Genomic DNA, 15,782 nt, shown 5'->3' with positions numbered 1-15,782 from the left:
TGTTGGTTCAGTATGATCTTCAGTAAAACCAAGGTGTTGTAAGTTTTTTATTTTTTCCTTTAACCGCCATAAGAAGGGGGACATCAGAAGAAGCAACCCCCCCCCTTTTAAACTTACCTTAACCAGGTCGTTTCTCCAGTCCCCACCGAGGATCCAGAAATGATCCATCAGAATCAATAAAGGGACCACTAATAGAAAAGGGGAAAAAAGCCGTCTAGAATAAATCAACCATTCACCCGGTCGATTAAAAAGGACGGATAAGGTGAAAACCAGAAAGATCAATCCGCCTAATGCATTGGAGCCCATGGTGGCCAGGGCCACTCCCTCAATGCCCCATCCCTGTTTGATCAGGAGATAACCGCTCAAGTAGCTGATCCCAATTAAAATACCCTCTACCTTGACAATAAAGGCTTGTCGGTTGACGGCTATAATAAAATTATAGGTCCCTCTTTGAAAGATAAAAAAAAAGGACCCCAGGATCATGATACGAATACAGGTTAAAGAAGGAAGATACTTAGGGAGAAGGAAGGTGACTAATAGTGGGAAGACGATATAAATCAGGCCCAGGATCAAAGGAAAAATTAAAGTCATCCCGGAGAGGGCCTCCAGCATCAACGGTCGAATCGCTTCGATACTCCCTTTCTCTCCGTAAAGCCTATAAATCCTTGGCTCTAAAACACCGTAGGTCCCGGTCATGATGATCAAAAGAAAACTTAAAACCGTCAAGGCCAGGGCATAATAACCCAATTCCATACTTTCCAGGTAGACGATGATGATAAACCGGTCGACGCTATTTAAGACCGTAGCAAGGATTACCCCCGAAACCATGGGAAACCCAATCTTCAATAGGCGTTTTAGTTCTTGAAAATCCCATTGCCAGGCAATCCTATAGTGCCCTCCTCGAAAAATATAGCCTGCCTTAAGCATCGAGACCAATATCAAGGAGCCTAGTAGACCATATAAACCCCAGGTTAAAATCATAAGCAACATAAAGATAAACCCGGTCAGGGACGCAAAGATTTCCGTCCGGGTTAAAATATCAAACCGGTTATCGGTTCGGGCGACTTGATCGAAAAAGGTCTCAAAAGATAAAAAAAAGATCCAAACACAGATTAATCCCAGGGCGTAAAAAACCGAAGGCCCTAAACGATTTCGGAAGAAAAAAGTGATCAGCAAAATGATCACCACCGAGCAGGAGGTCGTGAAAACGTATTGGAAAAAAGCAGTATTTCGAATAAGACTGGCCCGGGCCAGATCCTTCCGCCCGTAGCAAAATGGGATCTCCCTCTTTAAGGCATCCAGGGTCCCGAAATGAACATGCAGTACATATTCGGGAATAAGTAATAAACTGTTATACAGGCCATATTCGGCGGGGCCGAGTAATTTCGGAATCAAAATACCGCGGATGGAAAGAAGAAATCGAGTAAAAAAGAGACTACTGGAATAAAGAGCGGCATCTCTGAGGAATTTCCTTTTTTTCAACGTATTACGGCTCCTTAAACACGAAAAGTCCTTTCCTTGATAAACAAGACAGGTAGTTCTATCATTCCTGAAAAGGCGCTGAGGAGAAATGATTTTCTCCTCAGCAAGAGGCTGGATCCGGCTATCGACGGGGGATAGATCCCAACACAGGTAATTTGAGATATTGTTCCACATCCTCTGCGGATTTCAAGGTATGGTCGAAACGGTCGTTTAAAAAGGCCAGGCCCAACCCCAGCAAAATCCCCAGAAGCGCCCCGATTAAGATATTGAGCGGAATATTGGGACTGACCGGACCCTTAGGGACCTTGGCCCGATCAATAATTTCAATATTGGCCAGTTTATAGGTATCCATTGCCGCGGCGGTCTTGGCCTTTTGAATGTCCCGCATGAGACTCTGATATTCTTCTTCAATGATTTCATAATTCCGATAGATCCTGGAATATTCGAGTTGTTTTTGTGCCAGCATCGTATAGTGATCCACTGTTTCCTTTAGGGATTTAATCCGGGCGTCAAGAGCCATAACATCCACGGAACGACCATCAAGGTCCGCATCCAGTTCCTGCTTTAATATTTTCTTATTGGACTCGATCTCTTTAATCAGCATCATGTTTCTCGGATACTGATCGGTATACTGGGACCTCAGGTTGGCCAATTGATTTTGTAATTTAGTGATATTATCCTTAATGGAACTCAAGACGGGATTTTCCCTGATCAATTTATTGGGAACGGTCCCCTTGCGCAATAAGGCCCTCAATTGATTTAAATAGCTTTCGGTTTCCTTTAAGGCGGCCTTGGCATTCACGTAATTGGTGTTATAGGTTATCAATTCGTTATTGGCACCCTTGGTTTTAACCGTAGCAATTAAAAAAGCCAGATCAGGGCCGGCTTTTCCTTCAAAATTTTTCACCTGTTCCTCGGCGGCCTTCATTTTGTCCAGGGTGGTCTTAGAATGGTTTTCCAGAAACTCAATGGTCTGCTTGGAGGATTTACCTTTTAGTTCGTAGGTATAATTAATATATTCATCGGTCAGGGCGTTGGCTGCGTCGGCTGCCCTGACCGGATTTTTATCCGTGTATTGGATGAATAAGATATCGGAACTGGTTATATCAAACCCTTTGGGAGACAACACCTTGATATTCGGTTGGATGGCCTTAATTTCCTTTATATTGGGTTCCTTCTGGGGGGAGGTCAGTTTCTTAATCACCCTCCTGGCCACTTCATCGCTTTGGATAATTTCCATCTGGGACTGAAGGAAAGCCACCCTTTCGGTCCGGACGTCAAAATAATTTTTAAGTTCCAGGGGATTTTCTACTTTACGTTCTTTGGCCAATATTTTAGTGGCTGTTTCATATTTCGGCGGTGTGAGCAGGCTGATAATCAATGCCAGCAAGGTTACGCCCAGAAAGGTAGCGATGATTACCGTTTTTTGGGCAAAAATAATCCGCAAAAAATCCCGAAAGGTTGGCCCTTTTGTCTGAGTTTTAACCAAGTGTTGTCACTCCTTTTTAAAAGCCATAGGTTCGTTTATTAAGATTCCTTACCGTATCCAGGTCGATGATAAAATCCAGAGTTGAACCGGCCGGGAACATGGAATAAATCCCACGGGTAAACCACTGTTCAATAAACTCATCCACTTTGGTAATAAAGGTTTTCGGTACAAAAATAACATCGTTTTTTTGAATGAGAATATCCTGACTCATATCCCCGTTCGCCAGTACTTCTTTGAAATTAACCCGGAAAGCCTGGGGGTTTTTGCCTTCAGGCCTTCTCAAAATCATCACACTGTCCAGGGCGGCCGTCATCCTGATCCCATTGGCCATGGAGATGGCCTGTGACAAAGTCAAGGGCTCTTCGGGGAAAATCGGATACACTCCCGAAACATTCACCTCCCCGCAAATAAAGAAGCGGTGCCGGGAAGCCCGGGGCACATAAACCATATCATCTTCGGTCAGTATAACATCCTTACTGATATCCCCCTTAATCAAGACGGCATCCAGGTCAGCATGAAATACCACGGGCTTACTGACTCCAAACCGCCTGATCACCATAACATGTTTCCCGTCTGCCGTGGGGGTCAAGCCTTTGGCCCGGCTGATGACCTGGGATAAATACAAAGGTCCGGTAATGGTTAGATCTCCGGGACCATTGACTTCGCCACTGACGAAAATGGTCGGATTCACCACCCGTTCGATCACCACCGTGACCTCCAGATTTCGGACATAAAGACGGTATTTTTCATTGATGATCTTGCGGACCTCTTCGACGGTCAGCCCGGCCACCTTGATGTCCCCGATAAAGGGAAAAGAAGTGCGCCCATCCGGCCGGACCGGGGAAATTTTACTTTGGCCTCTCGGAGCCGTGGTAATGGCTTTTTTAAGCTCGTCGATCTTCACATTAAATCGTTCCAGATAAATCGCGATATTGGGATCTATAAGATATTTTTTGTATCGTTTAATGATTTCCTGTTCAAGCTGTGAAGAAGATAAACCGGCTGCCGGAATATCCCCTATTAACGGCAGAGTAACCTTCCCATCCGATCTTATACTGACAGTTCGATTCATATCCGGCTGATTAAAAAATTCTATCTTAACGGAATCCTGGACCTCTAAGAGATACTCAGCCGGATTTTCTTCATACAACATATGATAAATAATCTCTATGACATCTCCCGATCTAATTTTATATTCCGGTGGATCTTTCTTAAACAAGGCGGCGTTTTGAGCCACATCTTCGTCCAATTTCCTCTTCAGTGTTAACACATTTGCTTTCAGCTCGGTTACGGCCCGTTCCAGTTCATTACCGAGCCGTTCTTTTTCATCGGGCACTTTCCGGTCTTCTCTGGGGGTCAGGCCGGGGTCCGGGGGCTTTACACTCCGGGAGACATTCCCTTTTTTAGGCAACTCTTCCTTGACTATCCCTTTAGTTTCCTTTTCCCCTTGAACGATCTGGTTTGCACAACCGGTCAAGGAAAAAAAACACCAGACCACCAGAAGTCCGAAAACAAACAGTGCTTTTGCACCATTTATTCCGAAATCCGAAATCCGAAATCCCAAATCGATTTGTTTATTCATGGTATTATTTTAGCCTCTTATACAAAAACTGGGGAATAATAAATTCCTGCTGGTTAAAGACGGCGCCGGTAAATTCTTTATATTGAATCAGACGTTCTACTGCCCGCATAACTACTTCTCTCCGGGTGGCCTGGGCTTTGATGACTAAAACCGAGGCCTCCACCCAGGGAACAATCATTTCTGCTTCGGCACTGGCTAAAATAGGCGGCATATCCAGGAATATAAAATCAAATTCCGACTTAAGAACATTCAATAATCCTTCCATCCCTTCCGAACCTAGCAGGGCGAGCGGATCCGGGAGGGACTGTCCGAAAGGAAGGATAAAAAAATTTCTGACACTGCTTTTTCGGATGGCCTCTTCCCAATTTACTTTCCCTAACAGGATATCGGTCAATCCCGGGCTGGCTTCCGTTCGAAATAGTTTATGGATTTCCGGAGACTGAACATTACAGTCCAACAACAGGACATTCCCGGAATGAATCTTGGCCAGGGCCCGGGCAACGTTAGAGCAAATGGTCGTCGTCCCCTCCCCGGCAACGGAAGAAGCGAACAGGACCGCCCCCTTTTTGCCCTCCCCGATCCTCATTTTGACATTGATGGCAATCGAATTGATCCCTTGATGCCACATGAGCGAATGGCCGCCTTCTTTAGGGTAAACCTCATCAACCGAGATCTTTCGATCGGCATAGGATTCCGTCCGGTTCGAAAAAGGTCGGGGAGACGATTCCGTTTCCTCGGTTTTTGGGTTCCCGCCCAAGGCCTTTCTGACTGCCTCTTCAACGATTTGCTGGAGGGCATCGCCACGCACTCGGACCTCTTCCTTTTGTTCCATGGCCTTTTTTAAGGCTTCTTCCATTGTACTCAATGAGGTGCTCCTCAAGACAAATTTTTAATCGCTTAATTCTGGGCTTATTTTACTCAGCTTTTTTTCAGCCATAGACAATCTAGACTGAATATCCCCCCCCTGTTCAGACACCGGCATTTTTATTTGATAGGCAGGGGAAATGGCATTAGGTTTCCACTTCTCCATGTCCATTTCCCAGAGAAGAAAAGACCCCAGTCCTCCCAAAGTTAAAACCAAGCCGAAGGCCAAGGCTATTTTTTTACCTATTGATTTTTTCTCCGGAAAAAAGAATTTTTCTTCCTCTTCGGGGAAAATCCCTTCCACATCAACTTCAGAGAGTTGCATCTTAGGGTTCGAAAAAGGCTTAAGGGAAACCAAACCGGTTTCATCCTTCCTCGGAATTCCTTGAAACTTGCCTTCAAGGCGTTTTTCTTTAGACTCCTTTTGTTCAATAGGACAGGAGGTTCCCTTTATTTCCGTATAGGCCTTTTGGACCAGAGAAGCATCAATCGTCCAACTCCCAGCCACATAAGCTTGCATGATGCTAAAATCACACAAAAAATTTATCAGCCGGGGGACCCCGCCAGTTATTCTATAAATTAAATCCAGGGCCTCAGGAGCAAATCGCAAGGAAGGTTTCGGTTGGGCACATCCCATTCGAAAGAGAATATATTCTTTGGTCTCTTTTTCGGTCAAAGGGCCTAAAAAGAAAAAACCGGCTATCCTTTGTTTTAATTGAAGCAGCTCCGGCTGTTGAATACGATCCATGAGCCCTGGCTGCCCTACAAAAACGATCTGAATCAATTTTTCCTGGGGAGTCTCCAAATTTGAAAGCATCCGCACCCCTTCCAGGACCGAAGGAGCCAAATTTTGGGCCTCATCGACAATCAAAACCACTTTACGATTCTGAGCGTAGGCCTCGATCAAATATTGATTTAAGGCCTTTAAAAGATCCCACCTTTGCAGACCCTGTGAAGGCATCCCCAATTCTTCAACCACTTCCCGCAAAAACTCGTGAAAATCCAGGTTGGTGTGGATAACATGGGCGACGGTTATTTTATCTTTATCCAGACGTTCAATCAAGGCCCGGCAAAGCGTGGTTTTCCCGGTACCCACCTCCCCGATCAACAAGGTAAACCCTTTTCCATCCAGAATATTGTACTCTAAATGAGCCAACCCCTCCTGGTGCTTGGAAGAGAGATAAAAAAATTCCGTATTCGGTGTTTCCGAAAAGGGCTTTGCCGTTAATCCGAAATATTCCTGGTACACCTTATTTCTCCTTTTTTTCGGGGGATCCCTTAATTGAAAGGATGATTTCCGTCCGGCGATTCATCTGCCTGCCTTCCGGGGTTTTGTTACTTCCTACAGACCTTGTATCGGCAAAACCGGCCGTAGCCATCCTGTCTTTCAGGATAGCTCCGCTATCAAGAAAATACCGATAAACCGCCTGCGCCCGGGCCTGCGACAATTCCCAATTGGAAGGGAATTGTTTTTTCAATCTACCCCGAATCGGTCTGGAGTCGGTATGTCCTTCAATACGGACCAGATAGTTTGGATTTTCCTTTAAAATGGTCGCAATTTCATTCAGAACCTGGCGCCCCTCTTCCCTTAAATCGGCCTTCCCGGTATCAAAAAGGACCCGGTCCAAAGCAAAAACACAATCCCCATTAGGTCGCTCCAGAACCTTGATCTCCAATTGGGGGAATTTTTCTTTCAAGGAGACGGACATTCCGGAACAATCTATTCTTTCCCTGACCACAGGCGCCGGAGGCGCTGGCGCCGGGGCCACAAACATTTCCACCTTCTCATCTTTTAAAGCCGTCGGTTTTTCGCAAGTCCGGGCCCATTTGAAAAAATTCATCCAAAAAACTTCACTGTCATAAACGATCGGATCCAGCCAATCTTTTTCAGTTTCAAATGGCAGCCATCCGAAACCGTCGAAAATAATTCGACCGGCCCCAAAATTTAGCCCGCCAAAGACCACCCGCCCATCATTGGCTTTTAATACCGGAATAATATTGCCCTCAAAGGAATAATAGGCCGGCCGGACATTCGGGGTACCGAGCTGTAACACTTCGACCCCTTCGGTCAACCCCCGGACCGGCAAGATCGAGCCATCCTTTTTGGTAATAAGGTCCGCCTCCGAAGAAACGGCGGCAGATAAACCGAAATAGGCCGCCCAGTCCTGATTTCCAGGAATAGGGGCACGAAGAGGATTAAAAATAATCCAAAGAATATTCCCCCGGGCCACCCATTCTTTCAAGATTTCAAGCTGACGGGTTTCTAAAAAACCGGGATAACAGGCACTCTCCAATTGAAGCAGGAAAGGCTTTTTCTGGTTGGGCAGATCCCAGATAAAATGGGTGTTTTCAACAGAAAGCTTTACCCATTTCGGGCAATGGGATAAGGCAACTTTCAATCTATCGGGCATGGCCGAAAAAGAATCGGCGGTAAAAATCAACCCAAAGAAGATGAACAACCAAATAAACCCCGCAGTTCTTTTTCTTTTTAAAGTCATCGCTTCACCGGGACAATGATTTTTTGATCTCTTTTTCCTGCTCTACGGCGGTTTTGGCCAAAAATACAAAAATAGCTGTTCGCACAATTTCCGCCTTAGAACGTTTGAACGATTTCGAAAGATTACTCAAGTTGACCAACTGGCTTTCCAATAAGGTAGTGGTAAAGGGCCGCAAATGAGACAAATCCATTTTAGGGTAGTTATTCAGTATCAACTGCTCCTGTTCTTTTTCCCTGAGACCCAAAAAAAGATTCAAAGAAGCCCGAACCCAATCCGCCTTTTTTCGCTGAAGAAGAACGGCCGCCTCCTGCAATGAATCCCGGATTCCTTTTGGTAAGGAAGTCGAATACATCACTTTTTTTTCTTTACTCCTGGATCCTTCAGGTTCCATAAATATTTTCATGTGCATTAAACTCGGCGCCTTAAAAATCAAACAACTATTTGATTTATCATAACTTTATTATTTTTGATCACCAATATACCAAACAAAAAGTGGGATGTCAAGAAAAAAATTAATGTCATTTATTTTTTTTTATTGATATTTAATTATAATTTGTTATATTTAATAAAAAGAAATGATTGACAAGGCTTTTTTTTTCGTGTAACTCAATAAGGAAGGACTCGTAAAAAATCGTCATTCCCGCGCAGGCGGGAATCCAGACCATGCGAAACACCTTATTTTTTCCGACTCGTTCGGGTTAGGAGGGAAAAATGATAAAAAATAAATTAGAAGAATATTTTTTTATTATTTTAACAGGGGCTGGAATTTTATTGTTATTGATGATTCCGGTTTTGGCCCAGGAGATCAAAAATAACAAACCTGGTTTAGGGAACGGGGTTCCTGCCACGACTTCCAGGGATTGGAATCCTAAAAATAAAAAGCAGCCCGTCGTCGCCGGAGTCCCCCTGGGGGTGACTCGATCGGAAATTATGAGAATTTTTTCCGCAAAAAACATCTCCCCGCAACAACGAACGGGTCCGGCGGATATCTTCCCGCGCCTTATCGGGGAAATCTCCTATATCAAAAAAGCCTACTTATTTTATACCGATGACCAGGCCAGTAAGCTCCAGATCCTCTTTAATGTCCCCCCGGACCCCAAAAAAAATACCGGGGAATCTCTCTTCGGGTTTTATCGTGAGTTGCGCAAGTCTCTGGTCCAGCTTTATGGTCAGCCGACCAATACCACGGCCTATGTACACCCTAATTTCCCCTATGAGTTAGTCGCCTTGGAGACGGGCAACGCCTATTTTTTTGATTATTGGGAGAATGTGGATGATCTCAAGATCCTCCTGTCCCTAAAAGGGCAAAAGGAGGAAATCGATTTTTCCCTTACCTATCAATATCTGCCTCTATTTGTCGAAAAATGAAACGGGAGGTTGCGGGCAGGAGGATCTCCTCTGTGGGAGCAGGTTTGAAACCTGCTCCCACCAATCCTGTGCTCCCACTGATTTCGGGTTCAATTTGCAAAATTGAACCGCCTGATAAAAGCCCAAAAGAGCCGATTTACATCATTCCGTGAAAGCTTGTCCTCGAATGTTTTAATCGGGGACGGGAATCCAGTGTTTTTAATTAGCCTGGATTCCCGCCTACGCGGGAATGAAGAGTTTTTACGAGACCCTCAAGTATCGGTTGTTTGTTTTTTTCCAGATCCAGGATCGTCCGGCAGGAGTAAGCTTTCCCCTGATAATCCGTAACCCGCAACAGTGAATAGGTATTCAGGAAAGCTCGGAGATAGTCAATTCCAAAAGGGAATGGATGATTCGGGGGTTGAAGTGTTCGTCCAGATTGGGGATGATCTTCTGGTCATGCAACTTTCCTTCAATCTCTTTCATTAAAACCTTAAAAAAAGCCGAGACAATCTTTTTCTCGAATTGAATATCGATATTTTTTGTTATTTCTCTCAATGTTTTTTCAAAACTGAGACGATTACGATAAGGGCGGTTGCTGGTCATGGCATCAAAGGCATCAGCCAGACCGATAATCTTGGCCCCCACGGAAATTTGATCCCCTTTTAACCCTTCCGGATAACCGTGACCATCTAATTTTTCATGGTGGGACTTGGCCATGAGCGGCACGTCGGTCCAGGGAAAACGAATGGTGGACAAGATCTGATACCCGGCCTTGGTATGTTCCACGATCTTCAGAAATTCCTTGGAAGAAAGATGTTTCTTCTTATTTATAATGCCCTGGTCGACAATAATTTTTCCCACATCATGCAACAGACCGGCCACATAAAATCCCTCCAGGACTTCATCGGCATAGCCTAATTCTTTCCCGATGGCGACGGCGTATAACGCCACCCGGTTGGAATGGCCCCGGGTATAGGAATCCTTGGCATCGATCGCTGCCGCAAAGGCCCTGATGGTATCATCGTAAATATACCGCAGGTTTTCAACCATCCCCTGGTTTTCTTTCACTTGCAGGTTCAAGGCCTCGATCAGACGTTGACTGTAAAGGGCATTGGCGATGTGGTGTCCCAATAGGGTCAGAACATTTTTGTCCATCTGGGTAAAGGGGGTTTCATCCAATTTAGGTCCCAGGCAGATCAGGCCTATCCATTCGCCTTTGACCTGTAACGGTATACCCAGTTCGGCCCGCAACCGGGAAAAAATCTCCCCGTTGGCTGCAAAAAAATTCTGGATCTCTTTTTTGCGACCCCGGATGGAAAAAATCCCAAGATTATTTTTCAGAAACTCCTCGGTTTCGGCCGGGAGGGTTAAATAAGGGGGATCCTCTTTTTTGAGTCCCTTATGGGCCAAAAGCCCCAGCCTTTTGGGGGTTTCTTGCCGGGCAAAAATGGCGCCCCGGGCTATGGAAAGGGTCCCTAAAATCATATGCAGGGAAGTCCGGATCGTCAGTTGAAAATTCCGGGCCGAATTAACTTCCTCTCCTAATTCGGAAAGGGTCGAAAAAATATAAAAAAGGTTTTTATAGTCCATTTAAGCGCTTTTTAAAAACTCCAGGGCCTCCGAATTAGAGACAAAAGTGGCGGCATATTTTTTTAATCCAACCATCTCGAAAAGTTCCCCATTGATCTGGGATAAAGCAGTAAAACACACTTTAAGGGTCTTTTCCCGGGTAGCCTCCATGATACCCACCAAAAAAGAAACGCCGATACTGTTAATATAAGCGATCTTCCCAAAATCGATAACAAACTTTCGATGGCCTTCTTTGACCGCCTTTTTAAACAATTTCTCAATTTCCTCGCCGCCCAGATCGTTCAGATATCCCTGAACCTTAAAAAGGACCACATCCCCCCGCTCTTCCTGCTTTACCTTGAAATTTCTCATCTCTTCTTACACTCTCTTATTGGATGGTTTTTGGTAATAGTTCAGCCACCAAGTCACTAAGCCACAAAGGTTAAATAATAATTCGCTCTTTCTGATAAGGGTTCAAACATCATATCCCTTCTTTGCGACTTCGTGTCTTAGTGGCTGAACGGGTACTGTTTTTTTCTTCATAAAAAGTCTGGTCCCGATATCGGTTTTTTCGAAACGCACTTCATCCATCATCTCCTTGATCAACGACAACCCCCGGCCCCTTTTTTGGGAAAGGGGATCGGCCTCTCGAACCATCCTGGCCTGAACCTCTACCGGGTTGAAGGATTGTCCCCGGTCTTCCACCAGAATCTCAATGGATTCCGGTTGGGCGGAAAAATAGATCCGGATTTTTTTTTCAAAGCTCCGGCTGTGTTCCCCGGCGTTGATGCAGGCTTCGATAAGGGCCACCTTAACCTTTTCGACACTTCCGGCATCCAGATCGGTATAGGTGGCTATCTGCTCCAGGGCCCTGACGGCCACCAACTCGGATTCTGAATTTATAGGCAACACCAAACTAAAATGCAAGGCCTTTTCCCCGGTCGGGGAGGGCTCCGGCTTTTCTTCTTTTAAATCGGAAAGCCGCTTTTCTATCTTTTCCCCCAGGTGATCGACAATCCGGACCAGGTCCTCCTGATAGAGGTATTTCCGTACCAGGACCTCCAACCAATCCCCAAGGACCCTGTTGTTCTCTAATCCTATATTCCCGAAACGCTCCCAAATAATTCCGGATCGTTCCAATATTCGAATTAAAGATTGAATCGCTCCGGCGGGCAGTTCCAGGGTCTCCTGTAAATCGGAGATCAAGAGCATAGGGCTCTCTGATTTCAACAGCTTATTTAAAATGCGGAGAACCCCGGGACCGTCAAGGGGGTTCATATCCTTGAAATAATAAAGACGGTTTTCAAATAACCGGCCCAATTCCCCCTGCCAATGGGATCTCAGGTAGATTTCTACAAATCTCCGATGGCTTTCCACCCTGGAAGTATCCAGACGGGCATCTTTTATGAAAGAAGTTATAAAGCCGGGGTTGCCCTCCAAATAGAGAAACCAGGTCTTACTTAAGTCTCCGGCCAGGCTGACTTTAAAATATTTTTCCAAAACCAGGGCCAGTTCTTCTCCCTCTTCATCCGGCAGAGGCGACAATTCCATGACCGGGAGTTCAGGCGGTCCGAAAGAAGGCAGGATATGCTTAAGCAAAAAGCCGGGAGGCTCACCGGAAAAAAGATGGGGGGCCCAGGGGGAAGAAAGAGTTTCACGCCATAATCCGGCCACCTCCTCCCCTTTAATCGAAAAGGCTTCAAGGCCTTGTATATGATCCACCATCATCCAGACGGGTTTATGGATGGCCTGGGCGATACGCTTTGGGGCGGCCAGGGCATTTATCAGCCCTTTTCGATCATCCTTGTCCCTGCCAAACCTTTGGTGGGTTGAAATAACTTCTTCAATGATTTCTTTCCCCTGCCTCTCCGCTTCCCTTTGGAGGCCGACGAAAGAAGACGGGACCTGGCGGCCGGTTCCGATGCGCTCTTTTTGGTCGGATAACAGGATTTGGGTCAGCAGAGCCACCAGATATTCTTCTGAAAAATCGAATAGGTCCTTATAATCCCGGGAAAAGGAGAAATAAACCGGGATCACCCCCTCCTGGCCCCAAAACAGGGTATGCTTCAAGGTCTTTAACAGGGCCGTTTTACCCCTTCCCGGAGGAGAAGTCAAAAATAAATCCTCCCCCCGGCCCTGAGCGATTTCCTCGGCCTTTTTCTTGAAATGGGTCAGTTCGGATTTGCGATTGATAAAAGGGGGGGCTTCTATTTTCAATCTTTATCTCCCATCCGGTTCTTTTTCAATTCTGAGATTCTCAGCGCCACTTCGCTGGAAATTTTACCACTTTTTTCAGTAAAATCCTTTAATATTCTTAAGGCCTGGTCAATAGCACCCTTTTTTTCATAAACGCCGGCGGCCAGGAGTACGGCCGTTTCAAACCCCGGATTTTTATCCATAGCAGAATGAAGAGTGTTCAAAGCCAAATCCAATTGGCCTTCACTGAGATAAATCCTGGCCAGATCGACCAGTAGATCCGGGAATTGGATGCCCTGGGTCATTAAGATTTCTAATTCATTTTTGGCCTTCTCCTGCATTTCAACCTTTAAATAAATCTGATACAGATGGGTCCGGGCCTTCACAAAACGGGGATTGATTTCCAGGGCCTTAGAAAAGGCCATGATCGCCTTATCAAAAGCATCTATCTGTTCATAAACCTTCCCCAATTGAAAATAGAGATCGGCATAACGAGGTGTTTTGCCGATCTCCGCTTCATAGAGTTGAGTCAGGGTATTCAATAAAGGACGATCCCATTTGGGCCCGAACTTCTCCAGTATTTCAAGATAATCCGGTACGATCGATAGATGTTGGGGAAAAACATGTAACATGGCCTCCAGATATTCTTCCTGAAGAGGATCGACTTGGGAAAAGAGGGCTCCATTTTCCTCCGAAGGTTTTATTTTCTTTCTTCTTTCCACGTACTCCAATAAATTCTTAGCCAACAATCGCTTCGTTTCTTCCAGATTGAAATCCAGGGCCTTTTGAATGGCCTGTTCCGCCGCCTCATATTCATTGTTTCTTAAGGATAAAATCCCTGATATAAAAAGGGCATTACCATAATTCGGGTTTAGTTCCAGGGCCTTCCGAATACTGTCCCAGGCCCCTTTCCAATCTTTTTTGGCCGCTCGGATTACGCCGAGGTTATAATACAGGTCAGGATAATTGGGTTTTTGCTCAATAATCGTATTTAATCTTTGAACCGCTGAGTCGAAACGGCCCTGGGTCGCGAGGGTCAGGGCCAACTGGATATTGGCTTGGATATACTGGGGATTCAGATCAAGGGCGACTGAAAACTCTCTTTGGGCCTCTTCAAATTGTCTCCGGTGGGCGTAAAGGACTCCCAGATGATAATGAAGATCGGCAAATTTCGGATTCAAGGTAACCAGTTGCTCTATCGCTTCCAGGGCCTCATCATATTTCTTTAAATTATACAGAACGATGGCCACCTTGAAACGCAAAGAAAGGAGGTCTGGGGCCATTTCCAGGACTCTGGTAAAGGCGGTCATGGCCTTTTGATATTTTTTCCAATTATTGTAAGCAATTCCCAGATAATTATAAATCTCGTAATGGGTCGGATTAAATTCCAGGGCCATATTATAATGGGCAACGGCTTCCGGATAATCCCCTTTATGCAAAGACAACAAGCCGAGATTCCGGTGAATCAATCCGCTGTAAAAGGAGGCCAGATTATAGTGCAAGCTGGTCTCCTCGTTACCGGAGGCGGTAATTTTCCTGAATTTTTCCAGGGCCTCGGGGAACAGTCCCTGGTTGTAGAGTTGAATCCCTTCTTCGTAAAAGGTATGCTTCCCCAACGTTATTATTTTCTTAAGGGTTTTCTTAAGTTCCATAACTCACCGCCGTCTTTCACCTTGCACCGCGGCCGGAAAGCACTGCCGGGATGGTTCGGATTAGAATCTTCAGGTCCAGGGATAAAGACCAATGGTCGATATAGTGTAAATCCAATTTCATCCACTCGTCAAAATTGATATTGTTTCGGCCGCTGATCTGCCAAATACAGGTAATCCCCGGCTTGATGCTCAAGCGCCGCCGTTGCCACCGTTTATAAAGGGCCACCTCACTGGGCAGGGGCGGTCGCGGCCCTACCAGACTGAGGTCTCCTTTCAGGACATTGATCAATTGGGGCAACTCATCCAGACTGGTTTTCCGAAGCCAGGAGCCGATCCGGGTTACCCGGGGGTCCTGGGTTATTTTAAAAACCGGCCCGGCCATTTCATTCAAATCCCTCAACTGGTCCTGCATTTTTTCAGCCTCCGGGACCATGGAACGAAATTTGATAAGGGAAAACACCCGGCCGTTGAGGCCGCACCTTTTTTGGATAAAAAAGACCGGGCCTTTGGAATCCCGTTTGATTAAAACAGCCAGGATAATAAAAAGTGGGGAAAAAAGGATCAGAGTCAGGAAGGCCAGACAGAAATCCATGACCCGCTTAATAAAGACATTCCAGTTATCGGTGGGGGTGGAGACAAAGCTGAGCAGGGGAATGCCCCCCAGTTTCATAAAAGAAATCTGAGAGACCCTCAGGTTCGACCATTGGGGCACGATGGTCAGCCGAATCCCCATATCTTCACAGACGGCCGTTACCAAATCCATCGTTTCCCAGAATTTCCGGACGGAAAAAACAATGACTTCGTCAACCGGATGATCCCTGACTATTTTTTCAATCTCATGGACGTCTCCCATTATTTTGGGGAGTTCGTTTGATCCGTTCGATCCTTCCGGCTCATCACCTAAAAAACCAACAATTTTATAGCCCAATTCAGGAAAGTTTCTGATGTGCCTGGCAAATCTTCTCGATTCCGGGTCCATTCCCACCAGGAGGATTCGATGAAAAGCAGGACTCTGTTTTTTAACCTCCCAGATATAAACCGTCGCCCTTTTCCAGATATAAAGAAACAGGATATTAATCCCCAAAAAAAAGAACATCTGG

At 45.6% G+C, this 15,782-nt stretch carries 13 protein-coding genes; 1 reads left to right on the top strand and 12 read right to left on the bottom strand.

The genetic code is table 11. The annotated features are described in order from the left end of the window. From HY879_17610 to HY879_17580, 7 genes are all read right to left on the bottom strand, one after another. A partial coding sequence (locus HY879_17610) for an oligosaccharide flippase family protein (protein ID MBI5605156.1) occupies positions 1–1,482 on the bottom strand: 1,482 nt, incomplete at its 3' end. 121 nt (positions 1,483–1,603) lie between these two features. Further along, positions 1,604–2,971 carry a hypothetical protein gene (locus tag HY879_17605; protein MBI5605155.1) on the bottom strand — a complete coding sequence of 456 codons (1,368 nt, stop codon included), beginning with the start codon at positions 2,969–2,971 and terminating at the stop codon, positions 1,604–1,606. A gap of 16 nt (positions 2,972–2,987) precedes the next feature. After that, positions 2,988–4,553: a polysaccharide biosynthesis/export family protein gene (locus tag HY879_17600; protein MBI5605154.1), complete on the bottom strand. Its 1,566-nt coding sequence runs from the start codon at positions 4,551–4,553 to the stop codon at positions 2,988–2,990. A gap of 4 nt (positions 4,554–4,557) precedes the next feature. Next, the gene (locus HY879_17595) at positions 4,558–5,418 is read right to left on the bottom strand and encodes a CpsD/CapB family tyrosine-protein kinase (protein MBI5605153.1); all 861 of its coding nucleotides are present in this window, start codon (positions 5,416–5,418) and stop codon (positions 4,558–4,560) included. 24 nt (positions 5,419–5,442) lie between these two features. Then, positions 5,443–6,666 (bottom strand): AAA family ATPase, encoded by a 1,224-nt coding sequence (locus HY879_17590; GenBank protein MBI5605152.1) that lies wholly within the window; start codon positions 6,664–6,666, stop codon positions 5,443–5,445. A gap of 1 nt (position 6,667) precedes the next feature. Then, a complete protein-coding gene (locus tag HY879_17585) occupies positions 6,668–7,876 on the bottom strand; it encodes an OmpA family protein (GenBank protein MBI5605151.1) in 1,209 nt (402 codons plus the stop codon). A 43-nt stretch (positions 7,877–7,919) separates the two neighbouring features. Further along, positions 7,920–8,306: a hypothetical protein gene (locus HY879_17580; GenBank protein ID MBI5605150.1), complete on the bottom strand. Its 387-nt coding sequence runs from the start codon at positions 8,304–8,306 to the stop codon at positions 7,920–7,922. Between the two features lie 320 nt (positions 8,307–8,626). Here HY879_17580 and HY879_17575 point away from each other — a divergent pair, with 320 nt between their 5' ends. Continuing rightward, a complete protein-coding gene (locus tag HY879_17575) occupies positions 8,627–9,283 on the top strand; it encodes a hypothetical protein (GenBank protein ID MBI5605149.1) in 657 nt (218 codons plus the stop codon). Positions 9,284–9,631: 348 nt separating this feature from the next. Here the strand turns inward: HY879_17575 and HY879_17570 are convergent, their stop codons facing one another. The 5 genes from HY879_17570 to HY879_17550 form a co-directional block, all read right to left on the bottom strand. Next, on the bottom strand, positions 9,632–10,855 hold the full coding sequence (locus HY879_17570; GenBank protein ID MBI5605148.1) for an HD domain-containing protein: 1,224 nt from the start codon (positions 10,853–10,855) through the stop codon (positions 9,632–9,634). Continuing rightward, complete coding sequence (locus HY879_17565) at positions 10,856–11,206, bottom strand: STAS domain-containing protein (GenBank protein ID MBI5605147.1); 351 nt, start codon at positions 11,204–11,206, stop codon at positions 10,856–10,858. It abuts the gene before it with no gap. Positions 11,207–11,308: 102 nt separating this feature from the next. Next, the gene (locus HY879_17560) at positions 11,309–13,051 is read right to left on the bottom strand and encodes an ATP-binding protein (protein ID MBI5605146.1); all 1,743 of its coding nucleotides are present in this window, start codon (positions 13,049–13,051) and stop codon (positions 11,309–11,311) included. Continuing rightward, complete coding sequence (locus tag HY879_17555; protein ID MBI5605145.1) at positions 13,048–14,682, bottom strand: tetratricopeptide repeat protein; 1,635 nt, start codon at positions 14,680–14,682, stop codon at positions 13,048–13,050. Before HY879_17555 ends, HY879_17560 begins: the two co-directional genes overlap by 4 nt. 16 nt (positions 14,683–14,698) lie before the next feature. Next, positions 14,699–15,782: sugar transferase (locus HY879_17550; protein ID MBI5605144.1), on the bottom strand; the 1,084-nt coding region annotated here is incomplete at its 5' end.

It is taken from the genome of Deltaproteobacteria bacterium (assembly GCA_016219225.1).
GTDB lineage: Bacteria > Desulfobacterota > RBG-13-43-22 > RBG-13-43-22 > RBG-13-43-22 > RBG-13-43-22.
This window is presented reverse-complemented; position numbering and strand designations above follow the sequence as displayed.

Excerpts from the sequence above, each read along its gene's own strand:
- HY879_17600 (MBI5605154.1), bottom strand. The coding sequence starts at position 4,553 with ATGAATAAACAAATCGATTTGGGATTTCGGATTTCGGATTTCGGAATA.
- HY879_17580 (MBI5605150.1), bottom strand. The coding sequence starts at position 8,306 with ATGGAACCTGAAGGATCCAGGAGTAAAGAAAAAAAAGTGATGTATTCG.
- HY879_17575 (MBI5605149.1), top strand. The coding sequence starts at position 8,627 with ATGATAAAAAATAAATTAGAAGAATATTTTTTTATTATTTTAACAGGG.
- HY879_17570 (MBI5605148.1), bottom strand. The coding sequence starts at position 10,855 with ATGGACTATAAAAACCTTTTTTATATTTTTTCGACCCTTTCCGAATTA.
- HY879_17565 (MBI5605147.1), bottom strand. The coding sequence starts at position 11,206 with ATGAGAAATTTCAAGGTAAAGCAGGAAGAGCGGGGGGATGTGGTCCTT.
- HY879_17555 (MBI5605145.1), bottom strand. The coding sequence starts at position 14,682 with ATGGAACTTAAGAAAACCCTTAAGAAAATAATAACGTTGGGGAAGCAT.